A 16,862-nucleotide genomic window follows, 5' to 3' on the forward strand; every position below is an offset into this window, starting at 1 on the left:
GCGTTAGGGTCCATGAATACGAGGGCAGGGGAGTCCCCGGAGTCGCCCCGCCAGGGGTGAACACGGGATCCCAGGCCCCAGCAGAAGACGTGAGACGGCCCGGCGCCGTCGTAAGACGAGCAGGTGGATACGTGACGAATCTGATGCCCTCCGCCGCCGGCGAGCCTTCCATCGGTGGTGGCCTCGGCGACCAGGTCTACAACCGGCTGCTCGGCGAGCGGATCATCTTCCTCGGCCAGCCGGTGGACGACGACATCGCGAACAAGATCACCGCACAGCTGCTGCTCCTTGCCGCTGACCCCGACAAGGACATCAACCTGTACATCAACAGCCCGGGCGGCTCGATCACGGCCGGCATGGCGATCTACGACACCATGCAGTTCATCAAGAACGACGTGGTGACCATCGCCATGGGCCTCGCCGCCTCCATGGGCCAGTTCCTGCTCAGCGCGGGCACGCCGGGCAAGCGCTTCGCGCTGCCCAATGCCGAGATCCTGATCCACCAGCCCTCCGCCGGTCTCGCCGGTTCGGCCTCCGACATCAAGATCCACGCCGAGCGGCTGCTGCACACCAAGAAGCGCATGGCAGAGCTCACGGCGCACCACACCGGCCAGACGGTCGAGCAGATCACCCGCGACTCCGACCGTGACCGCTGGTTCGACGCCTACGAGGCCAAGGACTACGGCCTCATCGACGACGTCATCACGCACGCCGCCAGCTTGCCGGGCGGCGGCGGCACCGGGGCGGTGTAACCGGCGCACGCCGGGCGCGAGCCGGAGTCATCGCACACCGGCGCGCGACTCCGCGCAGCCGTACGGACTGTACGGACCGCACAGGCGGTACGGCCCGTACGACGGAGCCGGGCCCCCGCGACCACACAGGACGACGTGACGACGGGCCGGGATCGGACGACGGACCCACCGATCCCGATCACCGGGACGACGTACGACGATGGAAGCGAGGGGACCGCGACCCCGCACGACGGCGCGCAGCCCGGCGCACGAGCGCTCCGGCGACCCGCCGGGCCCCAGACCCCCAGCCGACCGCCTCAGCCCCTCTCAGGCTCCCAGGAGACCCACAGTGAACGACTTCCCCGGCAGCGGCCTCTACGACCGTATGCAGGCTTCCCAGGCCGAATACACCGGCCCCCGCGCCGAGTCCCGCTACGTCATCCCGCGCTTCGTCGAGCGCACCTCCCAGGGCGTGCGCGAGTACGACCCGTACGCGAAGCTCTTCGAGGAGCGCGTGATCTTCCTCGGCGTGCAGATCGACGACGCCTCCGCCAACGACGTCATGGCGCAGCTGCTGTGCCTGGAGTCGATGGACCCCGACCGTGACATCTCGGTCTACATCAACAGCCCGGGCGGCTCCTTCACCGCGCTCACGGCCATCTACGACACGATGCAGTTCGTGAAGCCGGACATCCAGACGGTCTGCATGGGCCAGGCGGCCTCCGCCGCCGCCATCCTGCTGGCCGCCGGTACGCCCGGCAAGCGCATGGCGCTGCCGAACGCCCGCGTGCTGATCCACCAGCCGTACAGCGAGACCGGCCGCGGCCAGGTCTCCGACCTGGAGATCGCCGCCAACGAAATCCTCCGGATGCGCTCGCAGCTGGAGGAGATGCTGGCCAAGCACTCCACCACGCCGGTCGAGAAGATCCGCGAGGACATCGAGCGCGACAAGATCCTCACGGCCGAGGACGCGCTCTCGTACGGACTGATCGACCAGATCATCTCGACCCGGAAGATGAACAACGCCGACGTCCGCTAGGACGGCCGGAGGAGTATCGTCTGCCGCCCCTTGGCATGGTTTGGCCCGGTGCACGTCAAAGCGAACCGTGCCAAGGGGGGCCCGAACGGGGGGCCCGGCAAGGTACCGTCGGACATAAGGCAGCACCAGGAGCCGCTGGACCTAGGCGTCTCCCAGGCGAAGGGGAAGCACACCGTGGCACGCATCGGTGACGGCGGCGATCTGCTCAAGTGCTCGTTCTGTGGCAAGAGCCAGAAGCAGGTCAAGAAGCTCATCGCAGGCCCCGGTGTGTACATCTGCGACGAGTGCATCGATCTCTGCAACGAGATCATCGAGGAAGAGCTCGCGGAGACCAGCGAGGTCCGCTGGGAGGAACTCCCGAAGCCCCGCGAGATCTACGAGTTCCTCGAGGGGTACGTCGTCGGCCAGGAGGCCGCGAAGAAGGCCCTCTCGGTCGCGGTGTACAACCACTACAAGCGCGTCCAGGCCGGCGAGAACGGCGGGGCGAACGGCCGTGACGACGCCATCGAGTTGGCGAAGTCGAACATCCTCCTGCTGGGACCGACCGGCTCAGGCAAGACCCTCCTCGCGCAGACCCTGGCCCGCATGCTCAACGTCCCGTTCGCCATCGCCGACGCGACGGCGCTCACGGAGGCTGGGTACGTCGGCGAGGACGTCGAGAACATCCTGCTGAAGCTCATCCAGGCCGCCGACTACGACGTCAAGAAGGCCGAGACCGGGATCATCTACATCGACGAGATCGACAAGGTGGCCCGCAAGAGCGAGAACCCGTCCATCACACGGGACGTGTCGGGCGAGGGTGTCCAGCAGGCCCTCCTGAAGATCCTGGAGGGCACCACGGCCTCCGTCCCGCCCCAGGGGGGACGCAAGCACCCGCACCAGGAGTTCATCCAGATCGACACCACGAACGTCCTGTTCATCGTGGGCGGCGCGTTCGCGGGCCTGGAGAAGATCATCGAGTCCCGCGCGGGCGCGAAGGGCATCGGCTTCGGCGCGACCATCCGCTCCAAGCGCGAGCTGGAGTCCAAGGACCAGTTCGAGGACGTCATGCCCGAGGACCTGGTCAAGTTCGGGATGATCCCGGAGTTCATCGGCCGTCTGCCCGTCATCACCTCGGTCCACAACCTCGACCGCAAGGCCCTCCTGCAGATCTTGGTGGAGCCGCGCAACGCGCTGGTCAAGCAGTACCAGCGCCTCTTCGAACTCGACGGCGTGGAGCTGGACTTCGAGCGTGAGGCCCTGGAGGCCATCGCCGACCAGGCCATCCTCCGCCAGACCGGCGCCCGCGGTCTGCGCGCCATCATGGAGGAGGTCCTCCAGGCGGTCATGTACGAGGTCCCGTCCCGCAAGGACGTGGCCCGCGTGGTCATCACGGCGGACGTCGTCCTGTCGAACGTGAACCCGACGCTGATCCCGCGCGATGCCCGGGGCCGTGGCTCGGGCGAGCAGAAGACGGCGTAGCGCCCGCGCCGCACAGGAGCACAGGCACACACGAAGGGGCCCCGGTCAACGGACCGGGGCCCCTTCGCAGTTACGCAGCGGTCGAGCAGCAGTCAAGCAGTGCGGTCGAGCTGTGTGATCGAGCTCTGTGGTCGAGCAGTCGCTCCGCCGGATCAGGCCTTGACGCGGACTTCCTTACGGAGCTTGGCGGCGGTCTCCGCCGTCTCGTTCGGGTCCGCGGCCTTGCCCGCCGCGAGGTCCGAGTACTCCATCGGCATCACGAAGCCGAGCGTGCTGTGGTCGGCCCACACGCAGTAGACGATGCTCATTTCGCTCGGCCCGCCCGTGGTGCCCGTGGAGGGCATGTCGCCCTTGGCCTCCTGGCACTTCATGACGGCGCCGTCGAGCGAGCTCGGCGTGTACTCCTTGGGGTCGCCCTCGAAGGTGATGTCCTCCTTCTGAGCCTCCGACTTCTGCATGGCGAAGAACCCGTCGACCGCCTTCTCCGGGTCCTCGATCTCGCCGTAGATACCGCCGAAGGTGAGCATCTTCCCGGCCAGCGGGTTGCTGGTGTCGCCCGCCTGGTAGTTGGCGCTGACGTCCTTGGGGCCCTTGATGCCCCAGCTCTCGGCCTTGTCCAGGTCGCTCGAACTCATGCCGTCGCCCGTGTTGGACGACTTCTTGTACTCGCCGAGCACCGTCGCCGGCGTCGTCAGCTTGTGCGGCCCGTCGTCCGCGATGTCCGACCCCCCGCCGCTGCCGCCCGAGCCGAACACGAGGTACGCGCCCACCGCGAGGGCGGCCACGGCGGCCACCGCGCCGATGATGATCCCCGTCTTCTTGCCGCCACCACCGGGAGCGGGAGGCTGCGGAACCCCGTACGGCTGCTGGCCGTACGGAGGCTGCTGGCCGTAGGGCGGCTGCTGGGGCGGTGCGCCCTGGGGGGCCTGCTGGGGGTACCCGTAGCCGGGCTGCCCGGGCGGCGCCTGCTGCGGGTAGCCGTAGCCGGGCTGGGGCGCCTGCGGCTGCTGGCCGTAGGGACCCGGCTGGCCGTACGGTCCAGGCTGCTGCGGAGGCTGCCCGCCGTACGGGCCCGGCTGGTTGTAGCTCATCTCTGGGTTCCCCTCCAGATGCTTATGTTCCGCTGACATCCTGGCGCAGACCGGGAGCGCGCGTTCCATCGGGGGGCGCACCGTTACAGAACAAACGCGTTTCGGGACTGCCCCGTGACACCCCTAAACTGAGCCCGTGACCGAGAACGCTCAGCAGCAGCCCACAGCGCCCAGCACCGAACTGCCGACCCAGTACGCGCCGGCCGAGGTAGAGGGGAAGCTGTACGAGCGCTGGGTAGAACGGGGTTACTTCACCGCCGACGCCAAGAGCGACAAGCCCGCGTACACCATCGTCATCCCGCCGCCGAACGTCACCGGCAGCCTGCACCTGGGCCACGCCTTCCAGCACACGCTCATGGACGCCCTCACGCGCCGCAAGCGCATGCAGGGCTACGAGTCGCTGTGGCTGCCCGGCATGGACCACGCCGGCATCGCCACCCAGAACAAGGTCGAGCAGCAGCTCGCCGAGGAGGGCAAGTCCCGCCACGACCTGGGGCGTGAGGAGTTCGTCGAGCGCGTCTGGCAGTGGAAGGAGGAGTACGGCGGCAAGATCCTCGGCCAGATGCGGCGCCTCGGTGACGGCGTCGACTGGGACCGCGAGCGGTTCACCATGGACGAGGGCCTGTCCAAGGCCGTCCTCACCATCTTCAAGCGGCTGTACGAGGACGAGCTGATCTACCGCGCCGAGCGCATCATCAACTGGTGCCCGCGCTGTCTGACGGCCATCTCGGACATCGAGGTGGAGTACCAGGAGGACGACGGCGAGCTCGTCTCCATCAAGTACGGCGAGGGCGACGAGACGCTCGTCGTCGCGACCACCCGCGCCGAGACGATGCTCGGTGACACGGCCGTCGCCGTTCACCCCGACGACGAGCGTTACCGGCACCTGATCGGCAAGCGGATCAAGCTGCCCCTGACCGACCGCTCCATCCCGGTCGTCGCGGACACGCACGTCGATCCCGAGTTCGGCACGGGTGCCGTCAAGGTCACCCCGGCCCACGACCCGAACGACTTCGCGATCGGCCAGCGCCACGGCCTGGAGTCCATCACGATCATGGACGAGCGGGCGGTCATCACCGCCCACGGGCCGTTCCAGGGGCTCGACCGGTTCGAGGCGCGCTCGGCCATCGTCGGCGCCCTGCGCTCCCAGGGCCGGATCGTCGCCGAGAAGCGCCCGTACGTCCACTCCGTGGGCCACTGCTCGCGCTGCAAGACCACCATCGAGCCGCGTCTGTCCATGCAGTGGTGGGTCAAGGTCGGCCCGCTGGCGAAGGCCGCCGGTGACGCCGTCCGTGACGGGCGCGTCAAGATCCACCCCGAGGACATGTCGAAGCGCTACTTCGACTGGGTCGACAACATGCACGACTGGTGCATCTCGCGCCAGCTGTGGTGGGGGCACAGGATCCCCGTCTGGTACGGCCCGGACGGCGAGGTCGTCTGCGTCGGCCCCGACGAGGAGCCGCCCGGTACGGAGGCCGAGGGCTGGAAGCAGGACACCGACGTCCTCGACACCTGGTTCTCCTCCGGTCTGTGGCCGTTCTCCACGCTCGGCTGGCCGGAGAAGACCCCGGACCTCGCGAAGTTCTACCCGACCGACGTCCTGCTGACCGGCCACGACATCATCTTCTTCTGGGTCGCCCGGATGATGATGTTCGGCCTGTACGCGATGGACGGCGAGGTCCCGTTCCGCACCATCGCCCTCACGGGCCTGGTCCGTGACGAGCGCGGCAAGAAGATGTCGAAGTCGTTCGGCAACGTCGTCGACCCGCTCGACTGGATGGACAAGTACGGCTCCGACGCGCTCCGCTTCACCCTCGCGCGCGGCGCCAACCCCGGCACCGACGTCCCGATCGGCGAGGACTGGGTCCAGGCGTCCCGGAACTTCGCCAACAAGATCTGGAACGCCACGCGCTTCGCGCTGATGAACGGCGCGACGGTGGAAGGCGAGCTCCCGGCCCCCGAGAAGCTCTCCGCCACCGACCGCTGGATCCTCTCCCGGCTGAACGAGACCGTCGAGCAGGTCGACGCGTACTACGAGGACTTCCAGTTCGCCAAGCTCAGCGACGCCCTGTTCCACTTCGCCTGGGACGAGGTCTTCGACTGGTACGTCGAGCTGTCCAAGACGACGTTCCAGGCGGGCGGCGAGGCGGCCGACGTCAGCAAGCGGGTCCTCGGCGAGGTCCTGGACGTCACCCTCAGGCTGCTGCACCCGGTGGTCCCGTTCGTCACGGAGACGCTGTGGACGACGCTGACGGGCGGCGAGTCCGTGGTCCTCGCGGCATGGCCGAAGGACAGTGGCTTCCGTGACGAGGCCGCGGAGAGGGAGATCGAGACCCTCCAGTCGGTCATCACCGAGGTCCGCCGCTTCCGCGCCGACCAGGGCCTGCAGCCGGGCCAGCGCGTCCCGGCCCGCCTCACCCTCGACGGCACGGCGCTGGCGCCCCACGAGGCCGCCATCCGCCAGCTGCTCCGGCTCCAGCCGGAGGGCGAGGGCTTCGCGGCGACGGCGACCCTGCCGGTGGCGGGCGCCGAGGTCGCGCTGGACCTCTCCGGCGTGATCGACGTGGCCGCCGAGCGCAAGCGGCTCGCCAAGGACCTCGCGGCCGCCGAGAAGGAGAAGGCGCAGGCCACGGCCAAGCTCGGCAACGAGGCGTTCCTCGCCAAGGCCCCGGACCAGGTGGTGGACAAGATCCGCACGCGGCTCGCGAAGGCCGACGAGGACATCGCCAGGATCCAGGCGCAGCTGGAGCGGCTGCCGCAGGCGTAGCCGTTCGTTCGTACCGTCCGTACGCCGTCGAAGGCCCCCGGAGCCCTCAGGTTCCGGGGGCCTTCACGTCTGCGGCACAGCCGCCTCAAGCCTCTGTCAGTTCTCCTCCGTAGACTGGCCCCGTGAGTGAGCTCCCCCCGCACGACAGCAGCGAGCAGCCCGACCCCGCCGACTCCTTCGAGGAGATCATCGCGGCCGAGACGGACCGCGATCCCGATCTCGCGGTGATCGAGGCCGGCAGCCGTACCCTGCGCGCACAGGGCGGTCCGCCGCAGGCCGACGTGCCCGCGCGGCCGGCCGACCCCGAGGTCGACAAGGCCCTGCGCGAGGTCGAGGCGGAACTGGCCACGCGCTGGGGCGAGACCAAGCTGGAGCCGTCGGTCGCGCGGATCGCGGCGCTGATGGACGTGCTGGGCGAGCCGCAGCGGTCGTACCCGTCGATCCACATCACCGGCACCAACGGCAAGACGTCCACGGCCCGCATGATCGAGGCGCTGCTCGGCACCTTCGAGCTGCGCACCGGCCGGTACACCTCCCCCCACGTCCAGTCGATCACCGAGCGGATCAGCCTGGACGGCTCCCCGGTGGAGGCCGAGCGCTTCATCGAGACGTACCGGGACATCAAGCCGTACGTGGAGATGGTCGACGGTTCGCAGGAGTACCGGCTGTCCTTCTTCGAGGTGCTCACCGGCATGGCGTACGCGGCCTTCGCGGACGCGCCCGTGGACGTGGCCGTCGTCGAGGTGGGCATGGGCGGCACCTGGGACGCCACCAACGTCATCGACGCCGACGTGGCCGTCGTGACGCCCATAGACCTCGACCACACCGACCGGCTCGGCGGCACGCACGGTGAGATCGCCGGTGAGAAGGCGGGCATCATCAAGCAGGACGCGACCGTGATCATGGCGCAGCAGCCCGTGGACGCGGCGCAGGTGCTGCTGAAGAAGGCCGTCGAGGTGGACGCGACCGTGGCCCGGGAGGGCCTGGAGTTCGGGGTCGTCGGCCGGCAGGTCGCGGTCGGCGGGCAGTTGCTGACGCTGCGCGGGCTCGGCGGGGAGTACGAGGAGGTGTTCCTCCCGCTGCACGGCGCCTACCAGGCGCACAACGCGGCGGTGGCGCTGGCCGCCGTGGAGGCGTTCTTCGGGGTGGGCTCCCAGCGGCCCGAACCGCTCGACATCGACACCGTCCGCAAGGCGTTCGCGTCCGTGGCCTCTCCGGGGCGCCTGGAGGTCGTACGGCGCTCTCCGACGGTCGTCCTGGACGCCGCCCACAACCCGGCGGGCGCGCGGGCCACGGCGGAGGCGGTGAGCGAGGCGTTCGACTTCAGCCGGCTGATCGGGGTCGTGGGCGCGAGCGGCGACAAGAACGTACGGGGGCTGCTGGAGGCCTTCGAGCCGATCTTCGCCGAGGTCGTGGTGACCCAGAACTCCAGCCATCGCGCGATGGACGTGGACGAGCTGGCCGCGATCGCGGTGGAGGTGTTCGGGGACGAGCGCGTCCAGGTGGAGCCTCGGCTCGACGACGCCCTGGAAGCGGCGGTCACGCTCGCCGAGGAGGAGGGCGAGTACGCGGGCGGCGGCGTCCTCGTCACCGGGTCCGTGATCACCGTGGGCGAGGCCCGACTGCTGCTGGGAAGGGGCTGAGTCCCGTGCGTACGTTGTGTTCCTCGACGCTCATCGGTGAGTTCTTCGTCATCGGGTTCGCGGGGCTGGTCGCGATGAAGGACCCGGACCTGTCCATGGGCACGGTGTGGACGGTGAGCGGTGCCGCGATGGTGCTGTGCCTCCTGCTGTGCGGGGTGATCACCCGTCCCGGCGGGGTGCAGCTCGGCTGGGCCCTCCAGATCGCGCTGATCGCCTCCGGCTTCGTCGTCCCGGTCATGTTCTTCCTGGGGGCCGTCTTCGCGGCGCTGTGGTGGGCTTCCGTGCACTTCGGGCGGAAGGTGGACGAGGCGAAGGCGCGGTTCGCCGCGCAGGCGGCGTCGGAGGAAGCGTCCACGGGCGCCTGACCGACGTGCTGACGCTCTGTGACGCTCTTTCGGGCGTGCCCTGTAACCTCTGAGCACCGCACATCTGTGGATCTGAAGGAGTCACCGTCGTGAGCCAGCGCACCCTCGTCCTCCTCAAGCCCGACGCCGTCCGTCGCGGGCTGACCGGCGAGATCATCAGCCGTATCGAGCGGAAGGCCGGGTGGACGATCACGGCGCTGGAGCTGCGCACGCTGGACCAGGAGACGCTGGAGCTGCACTACGGCGAGCACAAGGGCAAGCCGTTCTACGAGCCGCTGGTCGAGTTCATGGCGTCGGGGCCGGTCGTCGCGCTGATCGTGGAGGGCGAGCGGGTCATCGAGGGCGTGCGGGCGCTCGCCGGTCCCACGGACCCGATCGCGGCCGCGCCCGGGTCCATCCGGGGTGACTACGGCGTCATCGTCCGCGAGAACCTCATCCACGCGTCCGACTCCGAGGAGTCCGCCGAGCGCGAGGTGAAGATCTTCTTCCCCGGCCGGGCGTAGCGGCTTCGCCGCCGGCGGGCGCGCAGGGGGTTCTCGCCCCCGCCGCCCCTACCCGTCCCATCCCTGGGGCTGCCGCCCCCGGACCCCCGCTGTCGGCCTGGCGGCCTCGTCCTCAAACGCCGGACGGGCTGGATATGCCTGGCCCCGGCTGAAAGCCCAGGCCCCGGCCGGGAAATTTCGAGCCCGGCCTCGCCCGATCCAGCCCGGCTTCGCACGATCCAGCCCGGCCCGCACCATCCAGCGCCGCCAGCACCATCGCGCCCGGCCCGCACCATCCAGCCCCTCCGGCGTTTGAGGAGCGGGGGTCCGGGGGCCGGCCCCCGAACGGGGTCCGGGGCGGGGCCCCGAAAGGGACGGGGGTCCAGGGGGCGCAGCCCCCTTGGCGGGGTCGAAGGGGCAGCGCCCCTGGGGATGGGACGGGTAGGGGCGGCGGGGGCGAGAAAAACCCCTGGAGGGACCGGACGCGGATCGCCCCGCCCCCCAACGCCCCCCATTCGGCCCACTCCGCCACCCTCGATTTTCTGACTGACCGTCACCCAAACTCCCCGCCTGACCAGCCAACTCCCTTGAGAATTCGCTGAGCCACCGGCATATGCGTGCCGATCGAGGGAACGCGTGACTCTGATGGACCGTCTGCACAAGCGAGGCGGCACATCATCTGCTGACAATGGCGAAGACCCTCGCGCAGTGTTCGTGCGGGCGAGACTACGATGTAAGCCTTCACGTCACAGCACCCACTTCGCCGACCCGAAAAAGCCACCAGTGCTCCACTTTGGGAAGGCCAGACGAATCCTGATGGGGAACTCAATGTCGTTCATCGGCCGTGACATGGCTGTCGACCTCGGGACCGCCAACACGCTGGTGTACGTCAGGGGTCGCGGGATCGTACTCAACGAGCCGTCCGTCGTCGCGATCAACACCAACACCGGTGGCATCCTGGCGGTCGGCGCGGAAGCCAAGAAGATGATCGGTCGGACGCCCGGCAACATCGTCGCCGTGCGCCCGCTCAAGGACGGCGTCATCGCCGACTTCGAGATCACCGAGCGGATGCTCCGTTACTTCATCCTGAAGATCCACAAGCGGAGGTACCTCGCCCGGCCCCGGGTCGTCGTGTGCGTCCCGTCCGGCATCACCGGTGTCGAGCGCCGCGCCGTCATCGAGGCCTCCTCCCAGGCCGGTGCCCGCCAAGTGCACATCATCGAGGAGCCCATGGCCGCGGCCATCGGCTCCGGCCTGCCGGTCCACGAGGCCACGGGCAACATGGTGGTGGACATCGGCGGCGGCACCACGGAGGTCGCGGTCATCTCGCTCGGCGGAATCGTCACAGCACAGTCCATCCGTGTAGCCGGAGACGAGCTGGACAACGCGATCATCCAGCACATCAAGAAGGAGTACTCACTGCTTCTTGGTGAGCGGACGGCCGAACAGATCAAGATCACGATCGGTTCCGCGTACGACCTCGACGCTGACGAGCACACCGAAATCCGCGGCCGGGACCTCGTCTCCGGACTGCCGAAGACCGTGGTCATCTCCGCGGCCGAGGTGCGGAAGGCCATCGAAGAACCGGTCAACGCCATCGTCGACGCCGTCAAGACGACCCTCGACAAGTGTCCGCCCGAACTCTCCGGCGACATCATGGACCGGGGGATCGTGCTGACCGGCGGCGGCGCCCTGCTGCGCGGCCTCGACGAGCGGTTGAGGCGCGAGACCGGCATGCCGATCCACATCGCCGAGGACCCGCTGGACAGCGTGGCGCTCGGTTCCGGCAAGTGCGTCGAGGAGTTCGAGGCGTTGCAGCAGGTTCTCGACGCCCAGCCCCGCAGATGACGTAACGCTTCGATTCCGCCGTACGAGACGAACCCCTTCTCGTGCGGCGGATCGTTGATATTGAGGCATAAGCTCCCCCATAACACCCGTGAGTGCCCACTCGCTCGGGGGGCGCCCCTTGTTGAGCATGGGGAACTGACCAACTGACCATTCCGACGAGGAAGGCACGGCCGCCGCACGTGAGGGACACACGAGAGAGCCGGCTGCTCCTGGTGCTGCTGATCGCCATCGCGTTCGCGCTGATCACGGTGGACATCCGCGGTGGGGAGGACTCTCCGGTCGACGGTGCCCGGCGGGCCGCGGCCACGGTCTTCGGGCCGATCGAGGACGGGGTCGCGACCGCCGTCGACCCCATAGGGAATGCCGTCTCCGCGATCCGTGACTCCGGCGAACGACACGACCGGCTCGCCGCGCTGGAGAAAGAGAACGCCGCGCTGAAGGCGGAACTCGGCAGCGACGACCGCAACCGAAGCCGCGTCAAGCAGCTCGACAAGATGCTGCGGACCGCCGCCAACGGCCAGTACGGCATCAAGGGCGCCGAGGTCATCGCCATCGGGGCGGCTCAGGGCTTCTCGTGGACCGTCACCATCGACATCGGGTCCAACGACGGCATCAAGAGAGACATGACGGTGCTGAACGGGGACGGGCTCGTCGGACGCGTCACCACCGTCGGGCCCAACACCGCCACCGTGCTCCTCGCCAACGACCCGGACTTCACCGTGGGCACCCGCATGGAGGCCACCGACGAACTCGGCTTCGCCTCCGGGCAGGGCGACCGGCCCCTGCGCGTCGAACTGCTCAACGGCAAGGCGAAGGTGAAGAAGGGCGACCGCCTCGTCACCTTCGGGTCGCAGGCCGACAAGCCGTTCGTGCCGGGCGTGCCGGTGGGCGTCGTGTCGCGTGTCGACCCCTCCGGCGGCGACCTCACCCGGACCGTCTACGTCACGCCGTACGCCGGCTTCACCAAGCTCGACATCGTCGGTGTCGTCGTCGAGGCGCCCCGCAAGGACCCCCGCGACACCGTCCTGCCGGACAAGCCGAAGCCCACGCCCACGCCGACCGTGACGGTGACGGTCACCCCCTCCGCGGGGGCGTCCGCCGACGGACAGCCGCAAGAGCAGTAGGAGCTGAACCACCATGCGCTTCAACCGGATGCTGCTCTCCACGACCCTCGTGATCGTGGCCCTGGTCGTCCAGGTGAGCATCCTCGCCCGACTCCAACTCCCCGGTGCCGTACCCGACCTGGTGCTCCTCACGGTCCTCGGCCTGGCGCTGGTGTACGGCCACGTCGGCGGCGCCCTCATCGGCTTCGGCGCGGGCCTCCTGGCCGACCTCGCCCCGCCCGCCGACCACGCCGCCGGGCGTTACGCCCTCGTGCTGTGCGTCGTCGGCTACCTCGCCGGGCTCGTGAAGCCCGACAACGGGCAGCTGAGGTCCGCGACCGGGCCCATGGCCGTCGTGGTCGCCGCCGCGATCGGCACGACCCTGCTGTACGCCGGGGTCGGCGCCCTCGTCGGCGACACGGCCGCCCGCCATGTCGGCCTGCCCAGCCTGCTGTTCACGGCCGCCCTGTACGACCTGCTGCTCGCGCCGTTCGTCGTCCCCGGCATCATGGCCCTGGCCCGCCGCGCCGACAACGACCCGCTCGCCGAGACCACCTCCGCCAAGGCCGCCGATGTCTCCTCGGGCTGGCTCGCCTCCGGCACCGGCCTCAGCATCGGCAGCCAGCGCGGCGGCCTGCGCATGAAGGCGGTCAGGTCGCGCATGGCCCGCGCCGGTCGCATCAAGGGGGTCAAGCGGCTGTGAACGGGCTCGAGTTCACCTGCGGCAAGTTCACCCGAACGGGTAAGCGCCAGCGGAACGCGGCCTCACAGGCCCGTCGTTCATCATGCGTACGCGCCCACACATACGCGCTCTGAGAGGGGGACGCAGCCACAGTGACGAACATCCCCGAGACGGGCCGGACCCCACGGGTCCAGATCCGTCTCGTCATCATCCAGATCCTCGTCGTCTCCCTTCTCGGCACCCTCGGCGGCCGCCTCTGGTACCTCCAGATCCGTGAGGGCGAGGCCTACGCCAAGGAGGCGTCCGGCAACCACGTGCAGCAGGTCGTCGACCCGGCCGTACGGGGCTCGATCCTGGACGCGCGCGGCGTGCCGATCGCCGACAACGAGACACGGCTCGTCGTCTCCGCCTCCCGCACCGACCTGCTGAAGATGGAGGACGACGGCAAGGCGGTCCTCACCAAGCTCGCCGGAGTCCTGGGCATGACCCCCAAGGAGGTCATGAACAAGGTCCGGCTGTGCGACGCCAAGACCCCACAGCCCTGCTGGAACGGCTCCCCCTACCAGCCGATCCCCATCACCGACGAGGCCACCGCCAAACAGGCCCTGCAGATCCGCGAGCGCTCCGAGGACTTCCCCGGCATCACCGCCGAACCCCAGGCCGTGCGCCGCTACCCGAGCCCCGGCAAGTCCAACACCGCGCAGGTCCTCGGCTACCTCTCGCCCGTCACGGACGAGGAGATCAAGCAGGCCCAGAACACCAACTCGCCGTACCTGCGCTCCGACCAGGTCGGACGCAGCGGCCTGGAGCGCCAGTACGACAAGCAGCTGCGCGGCAAGGCCGGCGTCACCCGCTACGAGGTCGACAACCTCGGCCGGGTCATCGGCCAGGCCGAGGCCGACCCCGCCCGCCCCGGCGACAACCTCGTCACCAGCATCGACGCCCGCGTCCAGCGCATCGCCGAGTACGAGCTCAACGAGGCGATGAAGGAGGCCCGCAAGCAGGTCGACCGCAACACCGGCACCAACTACAAGGCGGACTCCGGAGCCGTCGTCGTGATGGAGGCCAAGACGGGCCGTGTCGTCGCCATGGCGTCCAACCCGACCTACGACCCGAACGCCTGGGTCGGCGGCATCTCCGGCAAGGACTACGCCCGCCTCACCGGCAAGAAGTCCAACTACCCCCTGCTGAACCGCGCCATCCAGGGCCAGTCGGCGCCCGGCTCCATCTTCAAGGTCGTCCCCACGGCCGCCGCGGTCAACGCCGGCTACCCGTTCGACGGCAGCTACGACTGCTCCAGCTCGTACTCGATCGGCGGCCAGGTCTTCAAGAACTTCGAGTCCAAGGGGTACGGCCCGATCAACCTCGGCCGAGCCCTGGAGGTCTCCTGCGACACCGTCTTCTACCGCCTCTCCCACGAGGAGTGGAAGCGCGACGGCGGCACCAAGCCGAAGAAGAACGCCAAGGACTGGTTCTACAAGACCGCCCACCAGTTCGGCCTCGGCGCCGAGACCGGAATCGACCTGCCCAACGAGGTCTCCGGCCGCATCCCCGACCGCCAGTGGAAGCTGAACTACTGGAAGGCCAACAAGGACGCCTGGTGCAAGACCGGCAAGAAGGACGGCGACTACGCCGAGCGCATCGCGTACGAGAACTGCCTCGAAGGCAACCGCCTGCGCGCCGGTGACTCCGTCAACTACTCCATCGGACAGGGCGACACCCTCGTCACCCCCATCCAGATGGCCACGATCTACGCGGCGATCTCCAACGGCGGCACCCTCTACGACCCCACCGTCGGCAAGGCGATCATCAGCGCCGACGGCAAGCACGTCGAGGACATCAAGCCCAAGGCGCACGGCAAGCTGCCGATGTCGAAGCAGACCCGCGACGAGATAGACGAAGCCCTCGCGGGCGTCGCGACCCGCGGTACGGCCGCCTGGCGCTTCCAGGGCTGGCCGCAGAACGAGATCCCGATGCACGCCAAGACCGGTACGGCGGAGGTCTACGGCAAGCAGACCACCTCGTGGTTCGCCAGCTACACCAAGGACTACACGATCGTCATGACGATCTCCCAGGGTGGTACGGGCTCCGGCGCCTCCGCCCCGGCCGTCCGCAAGCTCTACAACGCCCTGTACGGCGTCTCCGAGGACGGCAAGATCGACAAGAAGAAGGCGCTGCTCTACACCCCGCAGAAGAGCCTGCCGAAGATCCAGTCCGACGGGTCGATCGACTCCCCGAAGATCGGCGTGTACCCGCCGAAGAAGAAGACGGAGCAGGCCACCGAGGAGGGAGCCCTGCCGGTGACGGGCAACAGCCCGGCCGCCACCGTGCCCGGCCCCACCACCGGCACCAACCGCGACACCCGACGGCGCACGGCCCGCCCGAAGAAGAGGCGGAGGACGTCCCCATGACAGGCACCAACAGTTTCTCCGTCTCCGGATACGGACCTCAGCGCACCGGCTGGGCCCGGCTGTTCGCTCGCGACTCGCTCGCCCGCAGGCTCGACTGGCCGATACTGCTGTGCGCCGTCGCGCTGTCCCTGATCGGCGCTGCCCTCGTCTACTCGGCGACCCGCAACCGCACCGAGCTCAACCAGGGCGACCCGTACTACTTCCTGGTCCGGCATCTGCTCAACACCGGCATCGGGTTCGCCCTGATGGTCGGCACGGTCTGGCTCGGCCACCGCACCCTGCGCACGGCCGTCCCCATCCTGTACGGCATCTCGGTCTTCCTCATCCTGCTCGTGCTCACCCCGCTCGGCGCCACCATCAACGGCGCCCACGCGTGGATCAAGCTCGGCGGCGGCTTCTCACTCCAGCCTTCCGAGTTCGTGAAGATCACGATCATCCTCGGCATGGCGATGCTCCTCGCCGCCAGAGTGGACGCCGGCGACAAGCAGTACCCCGACCACCGCACGGTCGTGCAGTCCCTCGGCCTCGCCGCCGTACCGATACTGATCGTGCTGCTCATGCCCGACCTCGGCTCGGTCATGGTCATGGTCGTCATCGTGCTCGGTGTGCTGCTCGCCTCCGGCGCCTCCAACCGCTGGGTGCTCGGACTGATCAGTGCGGGCGCGGTCGGCGCGGTCGCGGTCTGGCAGCTGGGGATCCTCGACGAGTACCAGATCAACCGGTTCGCAGCCTTCGCCAACCCCGAGCTCGACCCGGCCGGCGTCGGCTACAACACCAACCAGGCCCGTATCGCCATCGGCTCCGGTGGCCTCTTCGGCACCGGACTCGGCAAGGGCTCGCAGACCACGGGCCAGTTCGTGCCCGAACAGCAGACGGACTTCGTCTTCACGGTCGCCGGCGAGGAGCTGGGCTTCCTCGGAGCGGGCCTGATCATCCTGCTGCTGGGCATCGTGCTGTGGCGCGCCTGCCGCATCGCCCGCGAGACGACCGAGCTGTACGGCACGATCGTCGCCGCCGGGATCATCGCCTGGTTCGCCTTCCAGTCCTTCGAGAACATCGGGATGACGCTCGGCATCATGCCGGTGGCCGGTCTGCCGCTGCCCTTCGTCTCGTACGGAGGGTCGTCGATGTTCGCCGTGTGGGTGGCGGTGGGGTTGTTGCAGTCGATCCGGGTGCAGAGGCCCATGTCGGCGTAACGGCGACACCCCGCGTCGCCGGGGCGAACACCTGGTGTTGCCG

Annotated in this window: 13 protein-coding genes; 12 read left to right on the plus strand and 1 reads right to left on the minus strand. The window is 69.0% G+C overall.

Translation table 11 applies throughout. The features are described from left to right. The first annotated feature begins 131 nt into the window (after positions 1 to 131). The 3 genes from ACZ49J_RS01435 (at position 132) to clpX (ending at position 3,231) form a co-directional block, all read left to right on the plus strand. Positions 132 to 752, plus strand: a complete 621-nt coding sequence (locus ACZ49J_RS01435; protein ID WP_467455530.1) for an ATP-dependent Clp protease proteolytic subunit — start codon at positions 132 to 134, stop codon at positions 750 to 752. Between the two features lie 328 nt (positions 753 to 1,080). Beyond that, entirely contained in the window at positions 1,081 to 1,770 is a 690-nt protein-coding gene (locus ACZ49J_RS01440; RefSeq protein WP_467455529.1) for an ATP-dependent Clp protease proteolytic subunit, read from the plus strand. 174 nt (positions 1,771 to 1,944) lie between these two features. Beyond that, the gene (gene clpX, locus ACZ49J_RS01445; RefSeq protein WP_131570807.1) at positions 1,945 to 3,231 is read left to right on the plus strand and encodes an ATP-dependent Clp protease ATP-binding subunit ClpX; all 1,287 of its coding nucleotides are present in this window, start codon (positions 1,945 to 1,947) and stop codon (positions 3,229 to 3,231) included. A gap of 152 nt (positions 3,232 to 3,383) precedes the next feature. On the opposite strand, the gene ACZ49J_RS01450 is transcribed toward clpX, so the two are convergent. Further along, complete coding sequence (locus ACZ49J_RS01450; RefSeq protein WP_467455527.1) at positions 3,384 to 4,322, minus strand: hypothetical protein; 939 nt, start codon at positions 4,320 to 4,322, stop codon at positions 3,384 to 3,386. A 136-nt stretch (positions 4,323 to 4,458) separates the two neighbouring features. Between ACZ49J_RS01450 and ACZ49J_RS01455 the strand changes: the two genes are divergently transcribed. From ACZ49J_RS01455 to rodA, 9 genes are all read left to right on the plus strand, one after another. Next, positions 4,459 to 7,089 carry a valine--tRNA ligase gene (locus tag ACZ49J_RS01455; RefSeq protein ID WP_467455526.1) on the plus strand — a complete coding sequence of 877 codons (2,631 nt, stop codon included), beginning with the start codon at positions 4,459 to 4,461 and terminating at the stop codon, positions 7,087 to 7,089. 122 nt (positions 7,090 to 7,211) lie between these two features. Then, positions 7,212 to 8,732, plus strand: a complete 1,521-nt coding sequence (folC, locus tag ACZ49J_RS01460; RefSeq protein ID WP_467455525.1) for a bifunctional tetrahydrofolate synthase/dihydrofolate synthase — start codon at positions 7,212 to 7,214, stop codon at positions 8,730 to 8,732. A gap of 5 nt (positions 8,733 to 8,737) precedes the next feature. After that, on the plus strand, positions 8,738 to 9,097 hold the full coding sequence (locus tag ACZ49J_RS01465) for a DUF4233 domain-containing protein (RefSeq protein WP_467455524.1): 360 nt from the start codon (positions 8,738 to 8,740) through the stop codon (positions 9,095 to 9,097). A gap of 89 nt (positions 9,098 to 9,186) precedes the next feature. Beyond that, positions 9,187 to 9,600, plus strand: coding sequence for a nucleoside-diphosphate kinase (gene ndk / locus ACZ49J_RS01470; protein ID WP_467455522.1), 414 nt, complete (start codon positions 9,187 to 9,189; stop codon positions 9,598 to 9,600). Between the two features lie 807 nt (positions 9,601 to 10,407). Beyond that, entirely contained in the window at positions 10,408 to 11,427 is a 1,020-nt protein-coding gene (locus ACZ49J_RS01475; RefSeq protein WP_004931372.1) for a rod shape-determining protein, read from the plus strand. A gap of 179 nt (positions 11,428 to 11,606) precedes the next feature. Further along, entirely contained in the window at positions 11,607 to 12,551 is a 945-nt protein-coding gene (gene mreC / locus ACZ49J_RS01480; protein WP_467455520.1) for a rod shape-determining protein MreC, read from the plus strand. Between the two features lie 13 nt (positions 12,552 to 12,564). Next, positions 12,565 to 13,233 carry a rod shape-determining protein MreD gene (gene mreD, locus ACZ49J_RS01485; RefSeq protein WP_467455519.1) on the plus strand — a complete coding sequence of 223 codons (669 nt, stop codon included), beginning with the start codon at positions 12,565 to 12,567 and terminating at the stop codon, positions 13,231 to 13,233. 131 nt (positions 13,234 to 13,364) lie between these two features. After that, complete coding sequence (mrdA, locus tag ACZ49J_RS01490) at positions 13,365 to 15,623, plus strand: penicillin-binding protein 2 (protein ID WP_467455518.1); 2,259 nt, start codon at positions 13,365 to 13,367, stop codon at positions 15,621 to 15,623. After that, complete coding sequence (rodA, locus tag ACZ49J_RS01495) at positions 15,620 to 16,819, plus strand: rod shape-determining protein RodA (protein ID WP_467455517.1); 1,200 nt, start codon at positions 15,620 to 15,622, stop codon at positions 16,817 to 16,819. Before mrdA ends, rodA begins: the two co-directional genes overlap by 4 nt. Positions 16,820 to 16,862 lie beyond the last annotated feature (43 nt).

It is taken from the genome of Streptomyces sp. NPDC030840 (assembly GCF_055572015.1).

Bases quoted from the DNA above. Each gene is read 5' to 3' on its own strand.
- ACZ49J_RS01450 (WP_467455527.1), bottom strand. From the start codon at position 4,322: ATGAGCTACAACCAGCCGGGCCCGTACGGCGGGCAGCCTCCGCAGCAG.
- ACZ49J_RS01475 (WP_004931372.1), top strand. From the start codon at position 10,408: ATGTCGTTCATCGGCCGTGACATGGCTGTCGACCTCGGGACCGCCAAC.
- mreD (WP_467455519.1), top strand. From the start codon at position 12,565: ATGCGCTTCAACCGGATGCTGCTCTCCACGACCCTCGTGATCGTGGCC.
- rodA (WP_467455517.1), top strand. From the start codon at position 15,620: ATGACAGGCACCAACAGTTTCTCCGTCTCCGGATACGGACCTCAGCGC.